We start from the raw sequence: 19,051 nt of genomic DNA, 5'->3' as shown, positions 1-19,051 counted from the left end.
GGCATGCGCGTAGTGGTTTCGGTCGACATGGAGGGCGTTGCCGGTGTCGTCGACCGGTCGGACATCGCCCCGGGCACTCCCGGCTGGGAGCGAGCACGCGAGTTGATGACCGACGAAGCGTCCGCCGCGGTGCGCGGCGTCTTCGCGGCAACCGCGGACGCCGAGGTCACGGTCTGCGATTCGCACGCGAAGGGCCAGAACATCCTCCCCGCCAGGCTGGATGCGAGGGCTCGGCTGATCCGCGGAACTCCCCGCCCGCTGGACATGGTGGCCGGGGTCGATCGGGGAGTCGATGCGGTCCTCCTGATCGGGTATCACGGCCGAGCGGGCCTCGCCGACGCCGTTCTTCCCCATACCCTCAGCGGCCGAACCGTCGACGCCGTGCGAATCGACGGCATCGTCCTGGGCGAGATCGGCCTGAGCGCGGCCGTGGCGAGCTCCCACGGAGCGAGAACCGCCCTGGTCACCGGGGATGACGCCGCAACTCGAGAAGCCGCGGCCCTCCTGCCGGGCGTCGCAACGGTCACGGTGAAGCGAGCCCTCGGCGTCCGGGCGGCGGACAGCGTCCATCCCGCCGTCGCCTGCTCGCTGATCGAAGCCGCCGTACCTGACGCGCTCGCATCCACGCAGGTCCCCGGCGGCCCGATGTTTCCCGACCTGGTGGACCTCGAGGTGGATGTGCGGCTGACGGAGATGATGGAACGGCTGCTCCTCATCCCGGGATCGGAACGTCGTGGCCCACGGACGTTCGGCTATCCCGGTATCGATCTGCTCACCGCCTACGGTTTGGTCGGCCTCGTCGCCGACATCGCCGAGATCGCCTGACCGAGACCGGGCACGACCGCGTCCTCACTCCGTGAGAGTCGCCCGCCGGGCCGCCGCGTAGACGTGGGAGTAGTGGAGGTAGGACTCGCCCACCCTGCGCTGGAGTTCGCTGCCGTCGATCCGGCCGGCGAGTTCGTCGGCGAGCGGTTGTTCCCAGATGCTGCGGCCCACGGCGTACCCGACGAACCCGTCGATGGACGCGGCGACCTGTAGCCAGTGATCCAGGTGCGGCTCGTCCGAGTCGCGTCCGAGGACGATGCAGCCGACGTGCGATCGGCCGCCCTCCCGTGCCGCGGCGGCCACCATGGCGGCGTCGAGGGCGGCGTTGTAGCCCTCCAGCTTCCAGATGTCCGGTTCCACCCCGTGAGCGTGGAATTCGCGCAGCAGCTCCACGGTGAGTCCTGGGCGGATCGCGTCGTCGTAGTCATCCGTGGGAGTGGGTGACGCGTCGGGGACGAGCAGCTCGATGATCAACGGGATTCGGGCCTCACGGAGGCGGGCGCTCACCAGGGCGAGGTGGTCCTGCTGGAGACGCCGCTTCTCGTCATCGAAACCGGGGTTGTCGCGGACCAGCACCTTCGCCGCATCCGGACCGAACCGGGCCAGGTGGTCGAGCCACTCGCTCGAGTCGAACCCGCCGTATTCGAGCTGGAAGAAATCCTGACCGGAACGCTCGATCGGCATGATCAGAGTGAAGCCGGCCTGGCGAGCAGACCTCGCGACCTCCGCGCCGTACCGTTCGTCGACCAGGACGCCCGGGCGTCCCTCAGGCAAGCCGCCTATCGCCGCCGCGGCGCCCTCGAACACCGCGAGCTTGTCCGCCGCGATGCGGATCCGTTCATCCGGCGTCGGGTCGCCTGCGATCCCGTAGACCTTCTTGGCCAGCGAATCGCGATGGTCCATCGCCAGGATGAAGAGCGGAGGGGCGCCCTCCGCCGTCAGCGTGCTGTCAGCGCTCATGATCGCATCCTCTCAGGGCGAATGCAGTACGCGCGACGCGTTCCCCCCGGCGCTCATGCTCCGGGTCAGGCGCCGGCGGTGATTGCGACCGTCACGAGAATGCTCACGAGCGCGGCGGCGACGAGGAACAGTGTCGTCGCGGCGATGAGACGGCCGCCGGCGATGGGGGAGCGGTCGCCGTCCTGGGTGAGACTCTCGTGGTGGCGTCGGTAGCGGCGCTGGATCGCGACCAGCAGGGCCGCGGCCGCAGCCACCCCGATCAGGCCGGGGATGACGGCCCACGCTCCGAGGGTCTCGGGCAGGATGCGCGCGGCGACGAGCGATCCTCCCAGGAGCGCCAGTCCGGTGCGACGCCAGGCGAGGGCGGTCCGTTCGGGCTGCAGCCCCGGGTCGAAGACGCCGCTCATCGCACGAGGACGCCCACGAAGACGAGAACGCCGACGGCGACCACCGCGACGGCGAGGACGAGGGTGAGGGGCGCGGACGGGAGCGGCATGCCCATCCGGAGTGCCCGTTCGCTGCTCTTCCAGCCGAACCAGGCCTGCAACGGTGTCAGCAGTCCCGCGATCAGCAGGATGAGGGATGCGGCCAGCCGGAAACCGGGATGGATGCCGAGTCCGAGCGCTTCCAGGGCGACACCGCCGGCGAGAAAGGCGAGGCTGGTTCGAATCCACGCGAGGAAGGTGCGCTCGTTGGCCAGGCTGAAGCGCGCGTCCGGCTCGGTGCCGACGCTGAAGACGGAGGCGGGGAAGCGCTTGTCGTTCATCGTGGTCATCCTCTCAGAGCTCAGTGCCCCGCTGATACCGTCGAGTGGTGAACCGGACGGACCGCCTCTACGCGCTCGTCGAGGAGCTGCGAGCCGTCGCTCCCCGCCCCCGAAGCGCCCGCTGGCTGGCCGCCCGCTTCGAGGTCAGCCCCCGGACGATCGAGCGCGACCTGTCCGCGTTGCAGCAGAGCGGGGTGCCGATCTGGGCGGAGCCCGGCCGGACGGGAGGCTACTGCCTCGACGCGACCCACACCCTCCCTCCGCTCGGCCTCACCGTCGACGAGGCGCTCGCCGTCGTCGTTTCGCTCGGCATGCTTGCCGAGAGCCCGTTCAGCGCGGCCGCGCGATCGGCTCTGCGGAAGCTCGTCGCCGTCACGGACGACCGGACTTTCGCCGAGTCCGCCGACCTGGCCTCCCGAGTGCATCTGCTGGAAGCGCCGCGGGAATCGCCGCTCCTCCCTGCGCTCGGAGAGGCACTGCGGACCGGCCGGGTGCTCGAGATCACGTACACGGATCGCGACGGGACGACGACGTCGCGCGCCGTGGAGCCGATGGCGTGCATCGGCAAGGACGGCGACTGGTACCTCATCGCGTGGTGCCGGCTGCGCGACGGCGTTCGCGCGTTCCGCGGCGACCGCATCTCGGCCATGGCACCGACGGACGAGACGCCCCCGCGCCGCCGGCTCCGGCCCGACGAACTGGGCATCGTGCGAGGGCGGCTCCGGGCGATGGAACCGCGCGAGCTCTTGTCGTAAACACCGACAGGACGCTGTCGCCACCGCCGCCGATGATGGAGCCCGTCGGGCACAGCGCCCGGCGGAAAAGGACATCATGAACCTCGCATCCATCCGCATCATCACCGACGACCTCGACCGGCTCGTCTCCTTCTACGAGTCGGTGACGGGCGTGCCCGCCGTGCGGCCGGCGCCGGTCTTCGCCGAGTTCCGGACGCCCACGGGAACGCTCGCGATCGGGACGCCGGCCACGGTGGCCATGCTCGGCGACCGAGCGCCGAGACCGGCGAGCAACGACACGGCGATCATCGAGTTCCTGGTGGATGACGTGGACGGCGAGTTCGCCCGGTTGCGGGAGACGCTCACCGACGTGGTGCTCGCACCGACGACGATGCCCTGGGGGAACCGCTCGACGCTCATCCGGGACCCCGATGGGAACCTGGTGAACCTGTTCTCGCGGCCCGGCGATCGGATTTGACCTCAAGCGCTTGAAGTCTGTTGGGATGGTCGTCATGACCACGTTGACCATCCAAGCGGCGTCGCGCCAGAGCGGGCTCAGCGAGCCGACGCTGCGGTACTACGAGGATGTCGGCCTCCTGGGGCCGATCTCCCGCGACGAGCACAGCGGACACCGCCGCTACACAGAAGCGGACCTGGACGAGGCGCAGGTGCTCGCGTGCTTGCGCGCGATGGGCGTCGGCATCGACGACATGCGCGCCTATCAGGCGAACAGGCGGCGCGGGAGGGAGGCGGCGGGTGAGCAGCGGGACATCCTGCTGCGCCACGCCGACCGCGTCGAACGGCAGATCGCGACCCTCCGCGTCCACCTCGACTACCTGCGGGTGAAAGCGGAGCTCTGGGATGCGCGCGACCGAGCCGACGACGTCGCCGAAGCCGGCGCGCGATCCGCACTCGAATCCATCCTTCCGGCCCTCGAGGAGTCCTTCCGATGAACACCACACCCACCACTCTCGTCACGGGCGGGACCGGCTACCTCGCGACGCGGCTGATCGCCGACCTCCTTGCGTCCGGCACCGACGTCCGCACGACCATCCGCTCGCTCGACCGCGGCGAGGAGGTCCGCGCAGCGGTCCGCCGCACGGGAGCCGACGATGCGGGGTTGTCGTTCGTGGCCGCCTCGCTCACAGCTGACGACGGCTGGCGCGCCGCGCTCGACGGCATCGAGGACGTCTACCACGTTGCTTCGCCGATGATCCAGACCGCGAACGCGCAGGAGGTCGTCGTTCCCGCCCGCGACGGATCGCTCAGGGTGCTGCGCGCAGCACGTGACGCCGGTGCGCGACGGGTGGTGCTCACGTCGTCCTTCGCGGCGGTCGGGTACTCGCCGAAGCCGGTCCGCGAGTACGACGAGACGGACTGGACGGACCCGGAGACCCCGGGACTCCCCGCCTACCCGCTGTCGAAGGCGGTCGCCGAGCGGGCCGCGTGGGATTTCGTCGGATCGGAGGGGCGCGGACTCGAACTCGCCGTCATCAACCCGACCTGGATCGCAGGCCCCACCCTGACGTCATCGGCCCGCTCCTCCTTGGCCGTCTTCACGGGGATGCTCGACGGAACGATGACGACGGTCCCTCGGCAGCGCTTCGGGATGGCGGACGTCCGGGATGTCTCGTCGGCGCATCTCGCGGCGATGACCACGCCGGAGGCCGCAGGCAAGCGCTATCTCGTGCTCGCCGACGGGCCCACGATGACGTTCCTGGACGTCGCGAACGTGCTGCGCAGCGAGTTGGGCGAACTCGCCTCGCGCGTCCCCACCGAGGAGGTGCCCGGCGAAGAACCGGCACCGCTCGTCATCCACAACGAGCGTGCCAAGCGCGAACTCGGCCTCCGCCCGCGGCCTGTCGTCGAGACGATCGTCGAGACCGCCCGCAGCCTCCGGGACCTGGGACTGCTCGCCGCCTAGCGGCTCGCGCGGTGCGGCTGCGGCATTCCGGCTGCGGTGGACGGGAAACGCTCGACTCCCGCCACCCGCAGCAGGTCGAGCTTGGCTGCATCCTCGCTGCCGGGAACGGCCGTGTAGACGACGATCCGCAGGTCGCCGTCCGGCACGGTCAGCACGTCGCAGTCGACCGTGATCGGCCCGACGAGGGTCTGCGTCATCGTCTTGCGGCTGGAGCGATGGGCGGCGACGCGCGCGACGGTCCAGCGGCGCTCGAATTCGGGCGAGTCCGTACGGAGGCGGGCGATGAGGCGCGCGAGGTCCGGGTCATCCGGGTACCGGCCGTGGGCCTGACGCAGGTCCGCCACGAGGTCGCTCGAGAACTCCTCCTGATGGATGTCGTCGAACTCGACCGTGGTGTGGCCGTGCATGAAGTGCCGCCAGACCAGATTGCGCTCGAAACCGGTCGTCTCGGAGGGATCCTTGAGCAGCGCGGCCCAGAGCGGGTTCCACAGGAGGAAGTCCCACGAAGCCGTGAAGACGGCCAGCGGCACATCCCCGATCCGGTCCAGGATGCGCTGGACCCCCGGGGTGAGATGCTGCGGGATGCGCGCGGCGGGCGACGGGAGCGCTCCGGCGACGCGGAAGAGGTGGTCCCGTTCCTCACGGGTCAGCCGCAGCGCGCGGGCGAGCGCTCCGAGCAGCTGCGGCGAGGGATTCGTGGCACGGCCCTGCTCGAGCCGCACGATGTAGTCGACGCTGACGCCGGCGAGCGTCGCCAGCTCTTCCCTGCGAAGGCCGGCCGTTCGCCGGCCCGGGCCTGCCGGAAGCCCCACCTCCGCGGGATCGACGCGGTCGCGCCATGACCTCAGCACGGCTCCGAACTCGCTCATGCGGCCATCGTACGGCGGGTCGGCGCGCACATGCTGGTACTGCCGGTACCCCCGACCACCGATGCCTGGGCGTTGCGACGGGAGACGCGCAGGATCGAACCATGACGACGACACTCATCACAGGAGCAAACCGCGGCCTCGGCCTCGAAGCGACCAGACGACTCATCGATGCGGGACACACGGTCTATGCCGGGATGCGCGACCTCTCCGCAGCGGGCGCCGCGCGCGATCTCGGCGCTATTCCCGTCGCCCTGGATGTGACAGACCAGGCGAGTGTGGAGGCAGCGCTCGCGTCGCTGAGCTCGCTCGATGTGCTGGTGAACAACGCCGGCGTGCTCGGCGACTCGTTGCAGGGAGTGGACGACCTCGATGCGCAGGCCATGCTCCGGACGCTCGACACGAACGTGCTCGGCGTGGTCCGCGTCACCCAGGCGGCGCTGCCGCTGCTACGGCAATCGGACCGCCCGGTCATCGTGAACGTCGCCTCCGGTGTCGGCTGGCCGCGCTGGCTCGCAACGCCCGGTCACGACGAGTACCCGGTGCGCGGCATCCCGTACGCGGCGTCGAAGGCCGCGGTCATCGCGCTCACCGTGCAGTACGCGAAGAGCCTCCCGGAGTTCCGCGTGAACGCGAGCGATCCGGGCTACACCGCCACCGAGTTCAACGGGTTCAGCGGGCACCAGACCGTCGAGCAGGGTACCGACGCCACCGTACGGCTCGCCACGATCGGCCTGGATGGGCCGACCGGCGAGTTCCACAACCGGGAGGGGCGCATCGAGTACTGAGGGCAGGAAGGGCGCTCAGCGGTCGAACTGCTCCCAGTGACCCTCGCTGATGACGTCGACGCGCCCACCGACGACAGAGATCGCCGTCTGGTCGTCGATCGCGTAGGAGCGGCCCGGGATGCGCTCCGCCCAGCGCCGGGCGGCTTCGAGCGTGTTCTCCGTCCAGCCGGGGTAGTCGAGGTGCGGGAAGATCGAGAAATCGGTGAGGCCGAGGGTCTCGTCGGGTCCGTCCGGCTGCCAGTCGAGGAACTCTCCCCCCACGCGCGGGGTCAGCACCATGCTGCCCGCACTCACTCCCACCCAAACGGTGTCGGGGAGCTCGGAGAGCAGTGCGGCGAGACCCGACTGCTGCATCCACGTGACGAGGTATCTCGCGTCGCCGCCGTCGACGAGTAGCACGTCGGTCTCGCGCACCCACGGCATCCAGCGCTCCTCGGCGAGGCTCGGCAGCGCGGTCAGCTCCAGCACTCCGACGGACTTCCATCCCAGGCCGACGAGGCCGGGGTCGCCGTCCCAGTCGCCCGCGATCGACTTCCAGACGGTCTCCGGGCTGCACGCGGGCTGTCCCCACTGCGCGGTCGGGATGAACAGGGCCGTGCTCTCGGCGATCGGCTTACCGAGCATCCCGACCAGCGCCTCCCGGATGCTGTCGTTCGTGACGCCGCCCGACGTGAGCAGCAACTTCATCCTCGACCTCCCCAGCGACGCGCGAAATCGAACCCATCGTACGGCGGGGGTCGGCCTTTCTCCGCCGATATGCTCTTTTCCATCGCCTCGACATCCCTGCTTCAGCCGATCTCGGCCGGGTTCGTCGCTGCCATCTCCGGTTTCGCGTCGTCGTTCGTCATCGTCGTCGCCGGGCTGCGCGCGGTCGGGGCCACCGACGCCGAGGCCTCATCGGGGTTGTTCGCGGTGTGCATCGCGATCGCTGTCGTGAGCACAGTCGCCGCGCTCTGGTTGCGCATCCCGCTGGCGATCGCGTGGTCCACGCCGGGTGCTGCCGTTCTGCTGGCCGCGGCCGGCGGCCACACCCGGTTCTCGGATGCCGTCGGTGCGTTCCTGGTGTCGGCGGCACTCATGGTGCTCTGCGGGCTGTGGCGGTGGCTGGGCCGCGCGATCGCGAGCATCCCGAGGCCGCTGGCCAGTGCGCTGCTCGCCGGGGTGCTGCTGCCCATCTGCCTGGCGCCGGTGCAGGCGGTCGCCACGCTGCCGCAGTATGCGGTCCCGATCGTGGTCGTCTGGCTGGTGCTGTTCCGGCTCGCGCCGCGGTGGGCGGTGCCGGCTGCCATGATCGTGGCCGTCGGGGCCATATTGGTGGCCGCCGGAACCGGGTGGATCGGTCGGGCCGCGATCTCACCGCAGCTCGTGTTCGTCGCGCCCACCTTCGACCCGTTCACGATCCTGAGCGTTGGACTACCGCTGTTCGTGGTGACGATGGCCGGCCAGAACGTGCCCGGGTTCGTGGTGATGCAGACCTACGGCTACGTCGCGCCGCCGCGGTTCTCGCTGGTGGGCCAGGGCCTCGGTTCGGCGGGTGCGGCGATGTTCGGCGGCCATGCGATCAATCTCGGTGCGATCACCGCGGCGATCATGGCATCGCCCGAGGCGTCGCCCGATCCATCCCGGAGGTGGATCGCGACCCTCACGAATGGTCTGCTGTACCTCCCGCTCGGTGCGGCCGCGGGCTTGGCCACTGCGCTGATCGGTGCGGCCCCCGCGATCCTTGTCACCGCGGTCGCCGGTCTCGCAGTGCTCGGAGCGCTCGTCAGCAGCATCGTCAGCGCGCTGGAGGACCCGCGGCACCGGATTGCGGCGATCGTGACGTTCCTCGTCGTCGTGTCCGGGATTGTCGTCGGCGGAATCGGATCGGCGCTGTGGGGCCTCCTCGCCGGCGCGATCACGATGTGGTGGCTTTCCTGGACGCGCCCAAACGCTGACGCGTAGGCATTCGCCGAGGTGCACGTCGTGGTCGGTATTCACGCGGAATTACCGCCACGACGTGCACTTCGACGCGCCGTTGCGGCGGGTGCGCGCATGATGACGACGAGTACGGAAGGCCGGCGACGCGAGGCAGCGCGCGTGATCGGCGCAGTGACGGAGTGGGCGAACAGGGAGCCCGACATCCGGGCGGTCGCTCTCGTCGGGTCGAACGCGCGCGGTACAGAACAGCTGGAGAGTGACGTCGATTTTATTCTGCTCTGCGACGACCCCGACGTCGCCGCGGGCTCGATGTGGTTCTCCCGGTTCCAACCGAGGGCACGATTGGTGCGTACGACGACGGCACGCTCACGCCCGCTTCCGACGCGTCACGTGAGGACGCGTAGAGCGCGCCGTGCCGTGTCGCCCGATCCTGAGAGCCTCCGCAGCCGCTCTTCACCTCGGAGTCGCTTGGAGTTCATCCGGATGTCGACGGGGGCTCCGAACCTGCTGTCTGTCGTTGCGGCCGTCTGGGGCCGGCGCTCACGGAGGATCCGATGCCCATTCGCACTCGCAAGACGTTCCTGATCGCTTCCGGGATCATTGCCGTGACACTGTTCGGCACGGCTGCCGCGGTGGTCGCCCCGGACCTTCAGGACGGATGGCCGTATGCGTCGCCGCATCACGACGAGGATGCCAAGACCTTCACGCTGGCGGCCGTCGGCGATATCGCATGCGAGCCGGACGACGACGACAACGCGCTCAACCCGGCCGCCCTCAAGTGCGGAAGCCCGAGCCTGGGCGGCTACGACGCCGAGTTCGCCACGGCGAAGCAGACGGACGCGATGAAGCCGGATGCCGTCGCGCTGCTCGGCGACGAGCAGTACCAAGTGGGCAAGCTGAGCGACTTCGAGGGCTCGTTCGAGCAGGCGTGGGGCGGCCTGAAGTTCCTCGAGCGCCCGGCGCCCGGCAACCACGAGTACTACCCGTACACGAAGAAGGGCGACGCAGAAGCCGGCCAGAACGGCAACGGGTACTTCGCCTATTTCAACGGGCACGACCAGTCCGGCACCCCGAACCCCGCGGGGCAGGCGGGCGACGACACCAGCTCGAGTCAGGGGTGGTACTCGTACGATCTGGGCAACTGGCACATCGTCTCCCTCAATGTGGAGTGCAACTCTCCTGCGTTCGGGAACGACTGCTCGACCACCGACAGCGGACTTCTCGCACAGGAGACCCGTTGGCTCGCGGACGACCTGAAGCACAACCACAAGCAGTGCACGATCGCCTACTGGCACCAGCCGACCTTCACGGCGACCACCGCATCCACCGCGACCGTCCCGGCGTCTGCCTCGGGAGCAGGCGGTCAGGAGGGTCAGGTCGCAGACGCGTGGTGGACGATGCTCTACGCCAACCACGCGACTCTCATCCTCAATGGTCACGAGCACGCCTACGCGCGCTTCCAGCCCATGAACCCGGCCGGTCAGCCGGACCCGAAGCACGGCATCCGCGAGTTCATCGTCGGCACCGGAGGCGAGGCGCTCGACACCCTGGCGAAGAACCCCGACGGCAGCTTCGCGAATCCGAACGTGGTGACCGGCTACGACCAGGGATTCGGGACGATGAAACTGAGCCTCGGCCAGCACGGGTACTCCTTCTCCTATGCCCCGGCGCTGCAGGGCCCCGGACAGGACGCGTCGGCCCCGAACTATTCGGACTCCGGCTCCGGCACCTGCAACCGCTGACCGGCGAGGGCTCAGCCCCGTACAACGTTGTAGCGTGGTCACGGCGAGAAGAGAGGGCCGATGACCGCGACCTTGCACGATGTGAGCCGGCTGGCGGGCGTTTCCATCAAGACCGTCTCGAACGTCATCAACGACTACCCGTACGTCAGCGACGCCACTCGAGCGAAGGTGCTGGCCGCGATCTCCGAGCTCGACTACACGCCGAACCTCTCGGCGAGGAGCCTCCGGTCCGGCCGGACGAACGTGATCAGCCTGCTCATCCCCGAGCTGCGCAACGCCTACTTCGCGGAGCTGGCCGACTCGGTCATGCGGGAGGCCTCGAAGCACGGGCTCTCGGTGCTGATCGAGCAGTTCGGCAACGATCGCGAGAGCGAGCTGTCGGTGCTCCGTAACCGTGGAGGCCGGTCGGTCGACGGCATCCTGTACAGCGTCCTGACCCTGGACGAGTCCGACCGCGAGATCATCGCCGGCCTGAAGGCGCCGACGGTTCTCCTGGGTGACCGCATCTTCAACGGAACCACGGACCACGTCACGATGCAGAATGCGGAGGGCGCGCGCGCCGCAACGGCTCTCCTGCTGGATCGAGGCCGCCGGCGCATCGTCGCGCTGGGCGCCCATCCGGGTGAAGTGACCGGATCCGGCGGGCTGCGGCTGGCCGGCTACCGCGAGGCACTGCAGTCGGCGGGGATCGACGTCGACGAGCGCCTGATCCTTCCCGCGGGCACGTGGCACCGCGCCGACGGGGCCCAGGCGATCCGCGATTTCCTGAGCCGGGACATCCCCTTCGACGGCGTCGTCGCGTTCAACGACACACTGGCGCTCGGCGCCCTGCGCGTCCTGCAGGAGGAGGGATTCCGGGTGCCGGGGGACGTGGCGATCATCGGGTTCGACGACCTGGACGAGACGAACTACTCGATGCCGACCCTCTCGACGGTCGACCCGGGCCGCGACGCCATCGCCCGACGCGCTGTGGAGTTGCTGGTCCGGCGGATCGACGGGGCCGATTCATCTGGGGCGGAGGAGATCGCCGTCCCGTTCCGGATCATCGAGCGCGAATCCACGGCACTCACCGTCGCCGTCCCCTAAGCGGAGCCCAGCTTTCGGGACAACTCGGCTGCGCTCATCGCCACGTACCGGCCCAGCGCCTCCAGCCGGTCCCCGATCCGCGCTTTCGGTGCGCTGACGTTGATCGCTGCCACGATGCGCCCGCTGAGGTCGTGCACCGGCGCAGACGCCCCGACGACACCGTGCTCCAATTCTTCGTCGAGAAGAGCGAAGCCGCGTGACCGGATGCGGGCCAGCTCTTCGAGGAGCGTATCGAAGTCGGTGACCACCGCTTTATCCTCCGGCGGCGCAGGCAGCACGGAGAATCCGGAGGCCGCCATGATGGGGTCGGCGGGGCCGACGATGGGGAGGTCGTGGCCGTGCTCGGCGTACCACCGGGTGAGCGAAGCCGTGTCCCAGTCGCTCAGCAGAACCCGGCCGGATGGCGTGCGCCAGGCGGCGGTTGTCACTCCTTCCCAGCCGGTCGCGCGGAACTCGTGGGGGCTGAGCTCGCTCAGGATGGTCAGCACGTTTCCGCCGCGGAGCACGCAGAGGTGTGTGGTCTCACGCGTCGACTGCGCGATCCGCCGGAGGGCAGCCCGGGATTCGGCGACGAGCCGGCTCTCGGTGGTCCGGGCGGCGAGCGCGTACAACCGGGAGCCCAGCCGGTAGGTGAGCGTCGCCTCGTCCCGCTCAAGGATGCCGGCGTCGGCAAGGGTGGCCAGTGTCCGCGAGACGACCGCTTTGTCCCGGCTGGTCAGCTGGGAGATGCGGAGCACTCCGAGCCCGTGGTTCTGCATGGCCTCCGGCCCGCCGAGGAGTTCCAGGATCTCGATGTCGCGGGCCAGTCCCGAGGCGTTCCTGCGCGGCTCCGTCTGAGGCGTCATTCGGCCACCCTACGAGCCTGTTGCCATATACGCAACCAGCATTGGCGAAATGGCATCGATGCGTTCTATGGTGTGCGGGTACCACTCGACAGCCCCTCAACGAAGAGAAGGGACGATGCATGAACGCAGGCTTCAGCTTCGGATCGTTCGCAGAATTCCTCGGCGAACGCTGGAGCGACCTCCTCGACCTCACCGGCCAGCATCTGGTCGTCGTCCTCATCTCGCTCGTCATCGCCATGGCTGTCGGCGTGCTCATCGGCGTCGCGGTCTGGAACCGCCCGGTCTCCCGGACAACCGCTCTGACCGCGGCCGGGATCGCCATCACGATCCCGTCACTCGCGCTCCTGGCCCTCCTGTCCCCATTGCTCGGACTCGGCTGGGGACCGACGATCGTCGCGCTCGTCTTCTATTCGCTCCTCCCGATCATCCGGAACACTGTGGTCGGTCTGCGGGAGGTGCCGTCCGAGGTCGTCGAGTCGGCCCGGGGGATGGGCATGAGCCGCGGCCGCATCATGCTCACGACGCAACTGCCGATCGCGTGGCCGGTCATCGTCACCGGGGTTCGCGTGGCCGCACAGCTGACCATCGGCATCGCCGCCATCGCGGCCTACGTCGCCGGACCGGGACTCGGCCAGTACATCTTCAAGGGGCTGTCGTCGATCGGCTCCAAGAACGCCATCAACTACGCCGTCGCCGGCACTGTCGCGACCATCGTGCTCGCGCTCCTCGTCGACGGCGCCTTCATCCTGATCGCCCGCCACACCACCTCGAGGGGACTCCGTGCCTGAGCTGACCAACACCTCCGGAACCGCCGACATCACCAACACCGGGTTCCTTTCCGCACTCTCCCGCCAGTCCGCAGGCGTCGCCATCGAACTGGATGGGGTGACCAAGCACTATCCCGGCCAGCCCGTCGCCGCCGTCGAAGATTTCTCGATGCGCGTGGAGCCGGGCGAGCTCGTCATGTTCGTCGGCCCCAGCGGCTGCGGCAAGACCACGACCATGAAGATGATCAACAGGCTGATCGAGCCGACCTCCGGCAGCATCCGGATCGACGGCAAGGACGTGCTGTCGCTGAACCCGAACCAGCTCCGTCGCCACGTCGGCTACGTCATCCAGCAGATCGGGCTCTTCCCGCACCGCACCATCGCAGAGAACATCGCGACGGTGCCTCGGATGCTCGGCTGGTCGAAGGACCGCATCGCCGCTCGTGTGGAGGAGCTCCTCCAGACAGTGCAGCTCGATCCGGCGACGTTCGCCGGCCGCTACCCTCGGCAGCTCTCCGGCGGTCAGCAGCAGCGGGCAGGCGTCGCGCGGGCTCTCGCCGCGGATCCGCCGGTCATGCTCATGGATGAGCCCTTCGGCGCGACCGATCCGATCACCCGCGAGCGGCTCCAGGCCGAGTTCTTGCGGCTGCAGGCCGAGATCGGCAAGACGATCATCTTCGTCACGCACGACTTCGACGAGGCCGTGAGGCTCGGCGATCGGATCGCCGTGCTCAGCGAGCGGAGCCGGATCGAGCAGTTCGACACTCCCGCGAACATCCTCGCGCAGCCGGCGAACGACTACGTGGCGTCCTTCATCGGGCAGGGGGCGGCGATCAAACGGCTGACGCTGATCCCGGTGAGCGAGGCGCGGCTCACCAACACCGTCGAAGAGCGCGCTCCGCGCATCGACAGGACGGCGTCGTTGCGCGACGCGCTCGACCTCATCGTCCTGACCGGAAGTACGTCGGTGACCGTCGTGGATGAAGACGGGAGCGCGGTCGGCGCACTGGATCACGCGGCGATCTCCGCTGTGCTCGGGGTTCCCACCGCGGGCGTCGCACCGCGCGAGGGGTCGCGATGACCGCCGCACTGGACTGGAGCACGAACCGGGTCAGTACCGGGCGGCGCGTGGGGAACGCCGCCCGCAGGCTCGCCGCTCCGGTCGTCGTAGTGGTCCTGGTGGGACTGGTCTTCCTCTGGGTCTCCACGCTGCAACTCGACTCGATCGAGCAGCGGACCCTCAACCCGGAGTACATCACCGCCCGTATCCGTGAGCACCTCGTCCTCACCGTCGTCGCCTCGGCGCTGGTCGCCCTGCTCGCGATCCCGGCCGGCATCGCCGTCCACCGTGTGCGGGCGGGGTGGTTCCGTGCGCTGGTGCTCGGCCTCGGCAACATCGGCCAGGCGACCCCCGCGATCGGGGTCGTCATCCTGCTCGCCCTCATCTGGCAGACCGGCTTCCTGACCGCGCTGGTGGCGCTGGTCGCATACTCGTTCCTTCCTGTGCTGCGCAACACGCTCATCGGGCTGGAGCAGGTCAACGCCGACGCCAAAGAGGCTGCCCGCGGGATGGGCATGACACCGGGACAGGTGCTGCGGCAGATCGAGCTGCCGCTCGCGTCGCCCACCATCCTCGCCGGGCTGCGCACCTCGTTGGTGTTCTGCGTCGGCGTCGCGACCGTCGCCACCTTCATCAACGCGGGGGGCCTCGGCGACATGATCGTCAACGGCCTCAAGCTCCAGCGGTTCCCCGTGCTCCTGGTCGGCGCCGTTCTCGTCGCCGCCATCGCCATCCTGATCGACTGGCTCGCCGGGCTCGTAGAAGACATGGTCCGTCCACGCGGTCTGTGAGCACCGTTCCCACCCCCGATACACCCCCCGAAACACCCGCACAGTACCCACACAGAAGGAGAACCATGTTCACCAAGAGGCACCTCTCGGTCGCAGCCGCCATGGCCGCGGCAGCCCTGCTCATGACCGGATGTTCCAGCAGCGGAGCTGGAGCAGCCGGAAGCAAGGGCGACGAGCTCAAGGGGCTCACCGGTCAGATCGGCTCCAAGGACTTCTCAGAGCAGTACATCCTGGCTTACATCACCACCGACCTGCTCAACGCACACGGCGCGAAGCTGGAGGCCAATACGAAGCTCGTCGGCTCTGCGAACGTTCGCCAGGCGCTCGAGAACAAGCAGTTCGTCGGCTACTGGGAGTACACCGGAACGGCCTGGATCACCTACCAAGGCAACACCGCGCCGATCACCGACCCGCAGCAGCAGTTCGACGCCGTCAAGAAGGCCGATGCCGCGAAGGGGATCGCCTGGCTCGATCCGGCCCCGCTGAACAACACGTACGCTTTCGCCATCCGGTCTGCCGAGGGCAAGAAGCTCGGAGTCACGTCACTGAGCGACGTCGCGAAGCTGAAGTCGGACGCTAAGACGTTCTGCATCGAGAGCGAATTCTCGACCCGCGATGACGGCTGGCCCGGGCTGAAGAAGGCCTACAACCTGGACGTTCCCGACTCCAACGTCAAGATGCTCGACACCGGCATCATCTATACGGCGACGCAGAAGGGCCAGGACTGCAACTTCGGCGAGGTCTTCGCGACAGACGGCCGGATCAAGGCCCTCGGCCTGACGGTCATGAAGGACGACAAGAAGTTCTTCCCGGTCTACCAGGGCGCGTTCTCGATGCAGGAGTCCATCCTCAAGAAATACCCGGCGATCGCCGACATCCTGGCCAAGGTCTCGCCGAAGCTGACCACCGAGAAGATGCAGGAGCTCAACGCCCAGGTGGATGTGGACGGCGACGAGCCGGCCGATGTCGCCAAGAAGTTCTTGCAGGACGAGGGCCTGCTCTGATGACGGACGACCTCCGGATCGGCGAGAGCTTCGTCGGAGACGGTGTGAACGCCGCCCACATCAACACCGTCGCGGGTCCGCGCTCCGGGCCCGCGGGGGTGGCCTGGGCTTCCGCGCTCGCGTCCCCGAGCGCCGGGCACGTCCCCTTCGTGGCGGTGCTCGCGCCTTCGCTCCCGGTGAAGCCGCTCACCCTGTTCGTCACCAAGTCGGCACCGGCCGGCGACGAGCACGGCACCCTGATCTGGGGTCCGGCTCAGGCCGGGGTGGCTGCCGGGGTGGCGGACGCTGTCGCCGACGGCGTGATCCCCGCGGAGAACGCCGACACCGACGTGATCATCGCCGCCGTCTGGGTGAACCCGGGTGCGGATGACGCGGAGGCGGTGTATCGCAACAACCGCGCCGCCACGGCGAACGCGCTGCGCAACGGCGTGGAGGGCCTTCCCGCGCTCGACGACGTGCTCGCCGCCCGGCACCGCCCGGCCAACCCCTTCTATACGGCTCCCGCCTGACCGCCCGCGGCGGCGACCCGGGCACCGGCCTCCAAGGAAAAAGGAATATGACAGTACAGAACCCCACCGTCGGCTTCATCGGGCTCGGCAGCATGGGCAGCGGGATGACCCGCAACCTGCAGCGCGCAGGCTTCCCCCTCGTGGTTACGGACCTGCGACCGGAGGCGGCGGCCGAGCTCATCGCCGGGGGCGCCCGCTGGGCGGAGACGGCGGCGGAGATCGCCGCGTCCTCCGATCTGGTCATCACGATGCTCCCGACCCCGCGCCATGTCTCCGACGCTGTCAACGGCCCCAACGGCATCTTGGAGGGAATCTCCGACGGAGGCACCTGGATCGACATGTCCACATCGGTGCCGGAGGTCGCGAATGCGATCCGTGCGGCGACCGCCTCCCGCGACCTGCACATCCTGGACGCCCCGGTCAGCGGCATGTCGGTCGGCGCGGCCAACGGCACGCTGCAGATCTTCGTCGGCGGCGAGGCCGAAGACGTCGAACGGCTTCGGCCGGTGTTCGAGGCGATGGGCGATGCGGAGCGCATCCTTCATGTCGGTGGCCACGGCGCCGGCTACGCGGTGAAGCTGATGATCAACCAGCTGTGGTTCTCGCACCTGGTCGCCACGGCGGAGGTGCTCGCCGTCGGCGTGAAGGCCGGGGTGGATCTGGCGGTGCTGCGGGACTCGCTGGTGGCGAGCCCCGCGAACAGCAACTTCGTGCAGAATGACGTGCTTTCGATCCTGGTGGACGGGGACTACGACGAGGGGTTCGCTCTGGCACTTGCATGCAAGGACCTCGGGCTGTCGGTCGACCTTGCGCGGTCGGTGGGCGTTCCGGTCGAGCTGTCGTCGCTGGTCGACCAGGTGTTCCGTCGGGGCCGCGCGCAGTACGGAGACCGGGCCGGGGAGATGGCGCCGTTCAAGCTGTACGAGGACCTGATCGGCACGCCGCTGCGACTCGCCTCCGCACCCGTCGAGGAGGTCGCGCGATGATCACTGCTCGCGAGCTGCTCGACCGCATCCCCACGGGCCTGTACATCGACGGCGAATGGCGCGACTCCGCCTCCGGCGGCACCTTCGACGTGGTCGACCCGGCCACCGAGCAGGTGCTGGCCCGGGTCGCCGACGCGACTCCCACGGACGGGGATGCGGCGCTCGCCGCGGCCCACGCCGCCCAGCGCGCTTGGGCACGGACCGCCCCACGCGCACGCGCCGAAATCCTGCGACGCGCCTTCGAACTGGTCACGGCGCGCGCAGACGAGTTCGCGCTCGCCATGACCTTGGAGATGGGCAAGCCGCTCGCGGAGGCACGTGGGGAAGTCGCGTACGGCGCCGAATTCCTGCGCTGGTTCTCGGAGGAGGCCGTCCGCGTCTCCGGCCGGTACGCCACCGCTCCCGACGGAGCGAATCGTCTGCTGGTTGTGAAGCGACCGGTGGGCCCGTCGCTGTTCATCACCCCATGGAACTTCCCGCTCGCGATGGCGACGCGCAAGATCGCCCCGGCGATCGCCGCGGGCTGCACCATGGTGCTGAAACCCGCCGCGCTGACCCCGCTCACCGCGCTGCTTCTCACCGAGGTGCTGGAGGAGGCCGGCCTTCCCGCGGGCGTGCTCAATGTCATCCCGACCACGCGTGCGGGCGCTGTCACCGGCCCTCTCATCAAAGACGACAGGCTGCGCAAGCTGTCGTTCACCGGCTCGACCGAGGTGGGGCGCCGGCTCATCGCGGACTCCGCCGACCAGGTACTGCGGGTCTCGATGGAGCTGGGCGGCAACGCGCCGTTCATCGTCTTCGAGGATGCGGACATCCCCGCTGCCGTCGATGGCGCGGTCCTGGCCAAGATGCGCAACGGCGGCGAAGCGTGCGTTGCAGCCAACCGCTTCCTGGTTCACGAGTCCGTCGCCGTTGAGTTCACGGAGGCGTTCGCCGCGCGCATTGCCGGCTTCCGGGTCGGCCGCGGCACCGACGACGGGATCACCATGGGACCGCTGGTGGATGCGGCCACGCGCGACAAGGTCGAGTCGCTGGTGCAGGCGGCCGTCGCAGACGGAGCAACGATCGCCGTCGGCGGCTCACGCGTGCCCGGCGCGGGCTACTTCTACGAGCCGACGGTGCTCACCGGCGTACCCGCGGGTGCGCGCATCCTCGGCGAGGAGATCTTCGGCCCTGTCGCTCCCATCACGACGTTCCGGTCGGAGGAGGAGGCAATCCGCCTCGCGAACGCCACCGAGTTCGGCCTGGTCGCGTTCGTGTACACGCGCGACCTCAACCGCGGGCTGCGGCTGGCGGAAGAGCTGGACAGCGGCATGCTCGGGATCAATGCAGGCGTCGTGTCCAACCCTGCTGCCCCGTTCGGTGGCGTCAAGCAGTCCGGCCTGGGCCGCGAGGGCGGCTTCGAAGGCATCGAGGAGTACCTCGAGACCCGGTACGTCGGCATCGCCGACCCGTTCGCGAACGTGGAGGTCTGACCC

23 protein-coding genes are annotated in these 19,051 nt (G+C 69.1%); 17 read left to right on the top strand and 6 right to left on the bottom strand.

The features are described 5' to 3' along the window. Positions 1 to 3 precede the first annotated feature (3 nt). Entirely contained in the window at positions 4 to 825 is an 822-nt protein-coding gene (locus tag P3F85_RS13690) for a M55 family metallopeptidase (protein WP_374008341.1), read from the top strand. 24 nt (positions 826 to 849) lie between these two features. On the opposite strand, the gene P3F85_RS13685 is transcribed toward P3F85_RS13690, so the two are convergent. From P3F85_RS13685 to P3F85_RS13675, 3 genes are all read right to left on the bottom strand, one after another. Continuing rightward, the gene (locus tag P3F85_RS13685) at positions 850 to 1,785 is read right to left on the bottom strand and encodes a 2-deoxy-5-keto-D-gluconate 6-phosphate aldolase domain-containing protein (protein ID WP_374008339.1); all 936 of its coding nucleotides are present in this window, start codon (positions 1,783 to 1,785) and stop codon (positions 850 to 852) included. Between the two features lie 65 nt (positions 1,786 to 1,850). After that, positions 1,851 to 2,192, bottom strand: a complete 342-nt coding sequence (locus tag P3F85_RS13680) for a DUF202 domain-containing protein (protein ID WP_374008337.1) — start codon at positions 2,190 to 2,192, stop codon at positions 1,851 to 1,853. After that, the gene (locus P3F85_RS13675; RefSeq protein ID WP_374008335.1) at positions 2,189 to 2,551 is read right to left on the bottom strand and encodes a YidH family protein; all 363 of its coding nucleotides are present in this window, start codon (positions 2,549 to 2,551) and stop codon (positions 2,189 to 2,191) included. The genes P3F85_RS13680 and P3F85_RS13675 overlap by 4 nt, the downstream gene beginning before the upstream one ends. Before the next feature lie 47 nt (positions 2,552 to 2,598). Between P3F85_RS13675 and P3F85_RS13670 the strand changes: the two genes are divergently transcribed. The 4 genes from P3F85_RS13670 (at position 2,599) to P3F85_RS13655 (ending at position 5,209) form a co-directional block, all read left to right on the top strand. Next, positions 2,599 to 3,306, top strand: coding sequence for a helix-turn-helix transcriptional regulator (locus P3F85_RS13670; protein WP_374008333.1), 708 nt, complete (start codon positions 2,599 to 2,601; stop codon positions 3,304 to 3,306). Positions 3,307 to 3,382: 76 nt separating this feature from the next. Next, positions 3,383 to 3,763 (top strand): VOC family protein, encoded by a 381-nt coding sequence (locus P3F85_RS13665; protein ID WP_374008331.1) that lies wholly within the window; start codon positions 3,383 to 3,385, stop codon positions 3,761 to 3,763. Between the two features lie 34 nt (positions 3,764 to 3,797). After that, positions 3,798 to 4,238, top strand: a complete 441-nt coding sequence (locus P3F85_RS13660; protein ID WP_374008329.1) for a MerR family transcriptional regulator — start codon at positions 3,798 to 3,800, stop codon at positions 4,236 to 4,238. Next, positions 4,235 to 5,209 carry an NAD-dependent epimerase/dehydratase family protein gene (locus P3F85_RS13655; protein ID WP_374008327.1) on the top strand — a complete coding sequence of 325 codons (975 nt, stop codon included), beginning with the start codon at positions 4,235 to 4,237 and terminating at the stop codon, positions 5,207 to 5,209. Before P3F85_RS13660 ends, P3F85_RS13655 begins: the two co-directional genes overlap by 4 nt. On the opposite strand, the gene P3F85_RS13650 is transcribed toward P3F85_RS13655, so the two are convergent. After that, positions 5,206 to 6,078 (bottom strand): helix-turn-helix transcriptional regulator, encoded by an 873-nt coding sequence (locus tag P3F85_RS13650; protein ID WP_374008325.1) that lies wholly within the window; start codon positions 6,076 to 6,078, stop codon positions 5,206 to 5,208. The genes P3F85_RS13655 and P3F85_RS13650 overlap by 4 nt on opposite strands. A 101-nt stretch (positions 6,079 to 6,179) precedes the next feature. Here P3F85_RS13650 and P3F85_RS13645 point away from each other — a divergent pair, with 101 nt between their 5' ends. Then, on the top strand, positions 6,180 to 6,863 hold the full coding sequence (locus P3F85_RS13645) for an SDR family NAD(P)-dependent oxidoreductase (RefSeq protein ID WP_374008323.1): 684 nt from the start codon (positions 6,180 to 6,182) through the stop codon (positions 6,861 to 6,863). A gap of 15 nt (positions 6,864 to 6,878) precedes the next feature. Here P3F85_RS13645 and P3F85_RS13640 read toward each other — a convergent pair whose 3' ends face one another. Further along, positions 6,879 to 7,550, bottom strand: a complete 672-nt coding sequence (locus tag P3F85_RS13640) for a Type 1 glutamine amidotransferase-like domain-containing protein (RefSeq protein ID WP_374008321.1) — start codon at positions 7,548 to 7,550, stop codon at positions 6,879 to 6,881. A gap of 69 nt (positions 7,551 to 7,619) precedes the next feature. Between P3F85_RS13640 and P3F85_RS13635 the strand changes: the two genes are divergently transcribed. The 4 genes from P3F85_RS13635 (at position 7,620) to P3F85_RS13620 (ending at position 11,611) form a co-directional block, all read left to right on the top strand. Next, entirely contained in the window at positions 7,620 to 8,807 is a 1,188-nt protein-coding gene (locus P3F85_RS13635) for a benzoate/H(+) symporter BenE family transporter (RefSeq protein ID WP_374008319.1), read from the top strand. A gap of 90 nt (positions 8,808 to 8,897) precedes the next feature. After that, a complete protein-coding gene (locus P3F85_RS13630; RefSeq protein ID WP_374008317.1) occupies positions 8,898 to 9,368 on the top strand; it encodes a nucleotidyltransferase domain-containing protein in 471 nt (156 codons plus the stop codon). After that, a complete protein-coding gene (locus tag P3F85_RS13625; RefSeq protein ID WP_374008316.1) occupies positions 9,338 to 10,525 on the top strand; it encodes a metallophosphoesterase in 1,188 nt (395 codons plus the stop codon). Before P3F85_RS13630 ends, P3F85_RS13625 begins: the two co-directional genes overlap by 31 nt. A 60-nt stretch (positions 10,526 to 10,585) precedes the next feature. Further along, positions 10,586 to 11,611, top strand: a complete 1,026-nt coding sequence (locus tag P3F85_RS13620) for a LacI family DNA-binding transcriptional regulator (protein WP_374008314.1) — start codon at positions 10,586 to 10,588, stop codon at positions 11,609 to 11,611. Here the strand turns inward: P3F85_RS13620 and P3F85_RS13615 are convergent. Continuing rightward, positions 11,608 to 12,456 carry an IclR family transcriptional regulator gene (locus P3F85_RS13615; protein ID WP_374008313.1) on the bottom strand — a complete coding sequence of 283 codons (849 nt, stop codon included), beginning with the start codon at positions 12,454 to 12,456 and terminating at the stop codon, positions 11,608 to 11,610. The two genes, P3F85_RS13620 and P3F85_RS13615, sit on opposite strands and share 4 nt — an antisense overlap. Positions 12,457 to 12,575: 119 nt before the next feature. Here P3F85_RS13615 and P3F85_RS13610 point away from each other — a divergent pair, with 119 nt between their 5' ends. From P3F85_RS13610 to P3F85_RS13580, 7 genes are all read left to right on the top strand, one after another. Further along, the gene (locus P3F85_RS13610; RefSeq protein WP_374008311.1) at positions 12,576 to 13,244 is read left to right on the top strand and encodes an ABC transporter permease; all 669 of its coding nucleotides are present in this window, start codon (positions 12,576 to 12,578) and stop codon (positions 13,242 to 13,244) included. Beyond that, positions 13,237 to 14,304 (top strand): ABC transporter ATP-binding protein, encoded by a 1,068-nt coding sequence (locus P3F85_RS13605; RefSeq protein ID WP_374008309.1) that lies wholly within the window; start codon positions 13,237 to 13,239, stop codon positions 14,302 to 14,304. The genes P3F85_RS13610 and P3F85_RS13605 overlap by 8 nt, the downstream gene beginning before the upstream one ends. After that, positions 14,301 to 15,074: an ABC transporter permease gene (locus P3F85_RS13600; RefSeq protein WP_374008308.1), complete on the top strand. Its 774-nt coding sequence runs from the start codon at positions 14,301 to 14,303 to the stop codon at positions 15,072 to 15,074. The genes P3F85_RS13605 and P3F85_RS13600 overlap by 4 nt, the downstream gene beginning before the upstream one ends. Positions 15,075 to 15,139: 65 nt before the next feature. After that, positions 15,140 to 16,078 (top strand): glycine betaine ABC transporter substrate-binding protein, encoded by a 939-nt coding sequence (locus tag P3F85_RS13595; RefSeq protein ID WP_374008306.1) that lies wholly within the window; start codon positions 15,140 to 15,142, stop codon positions 16,076 to 16,078. Beyond that, positions 16,078 to 16,587, top strand: a complete 510-nt coding sequence (fae, locus tag P3F85_RS13590) for a formaldehyde-activating enzyme (RefSeq protein ID WP_374008304.1) — start codon at positions 16,078 to 16,080, stop codon at positions 16,585 to 16,587. Before P3F85_RS13595 ends, fae begins: the two co-directional genes overlap by 1 nt. Before the next feature lie 47 nt (positions 16,588 to 16,634). Then, positions 16,635 to 17,573, top strand: a complete 939-nt coding sequence (locus P3F85_RS13585) for an NAD(P)-dependent oxidoreductase (RefSeq protein WP_374008302.1) — start codon at positions 16,635 to 16,637, stop codon at positions 17,571 to 17,573. Beyond that, positions 17,570 to 19,048, top strand: a complete 1,479-nt coding sequence (locus P3F85_RS13580) for an NAD-dependent succinate-semialdehyde dehydrogenase (RefSeq protein ID WP_374008300.1) — start codon at positions 17,570 to 17,572, stop codon at positions 19,046 to 19,048. The genes P3F85_RS13585 and P3F85_RS13580 overlap by 4 nt, the downstream gene beginning before the upstream one ends. The last annotated feature ends 3 nt before the right edge of the window (positions 19,049 to 19,051 follow it).

Source organism: Leifsonia sp. T36S-04 (assembly GCF_042465655.1).
Lineage (GTDB): Bacteria > Actinomycetota > Actinomycetes > Actinomycetales > Microbacteriaceae > Leifsonia.
Note: the sequence above shows the minus strand (reverse complement) of the source record. Positions and strands in the feature narration are given on the sequence as shown.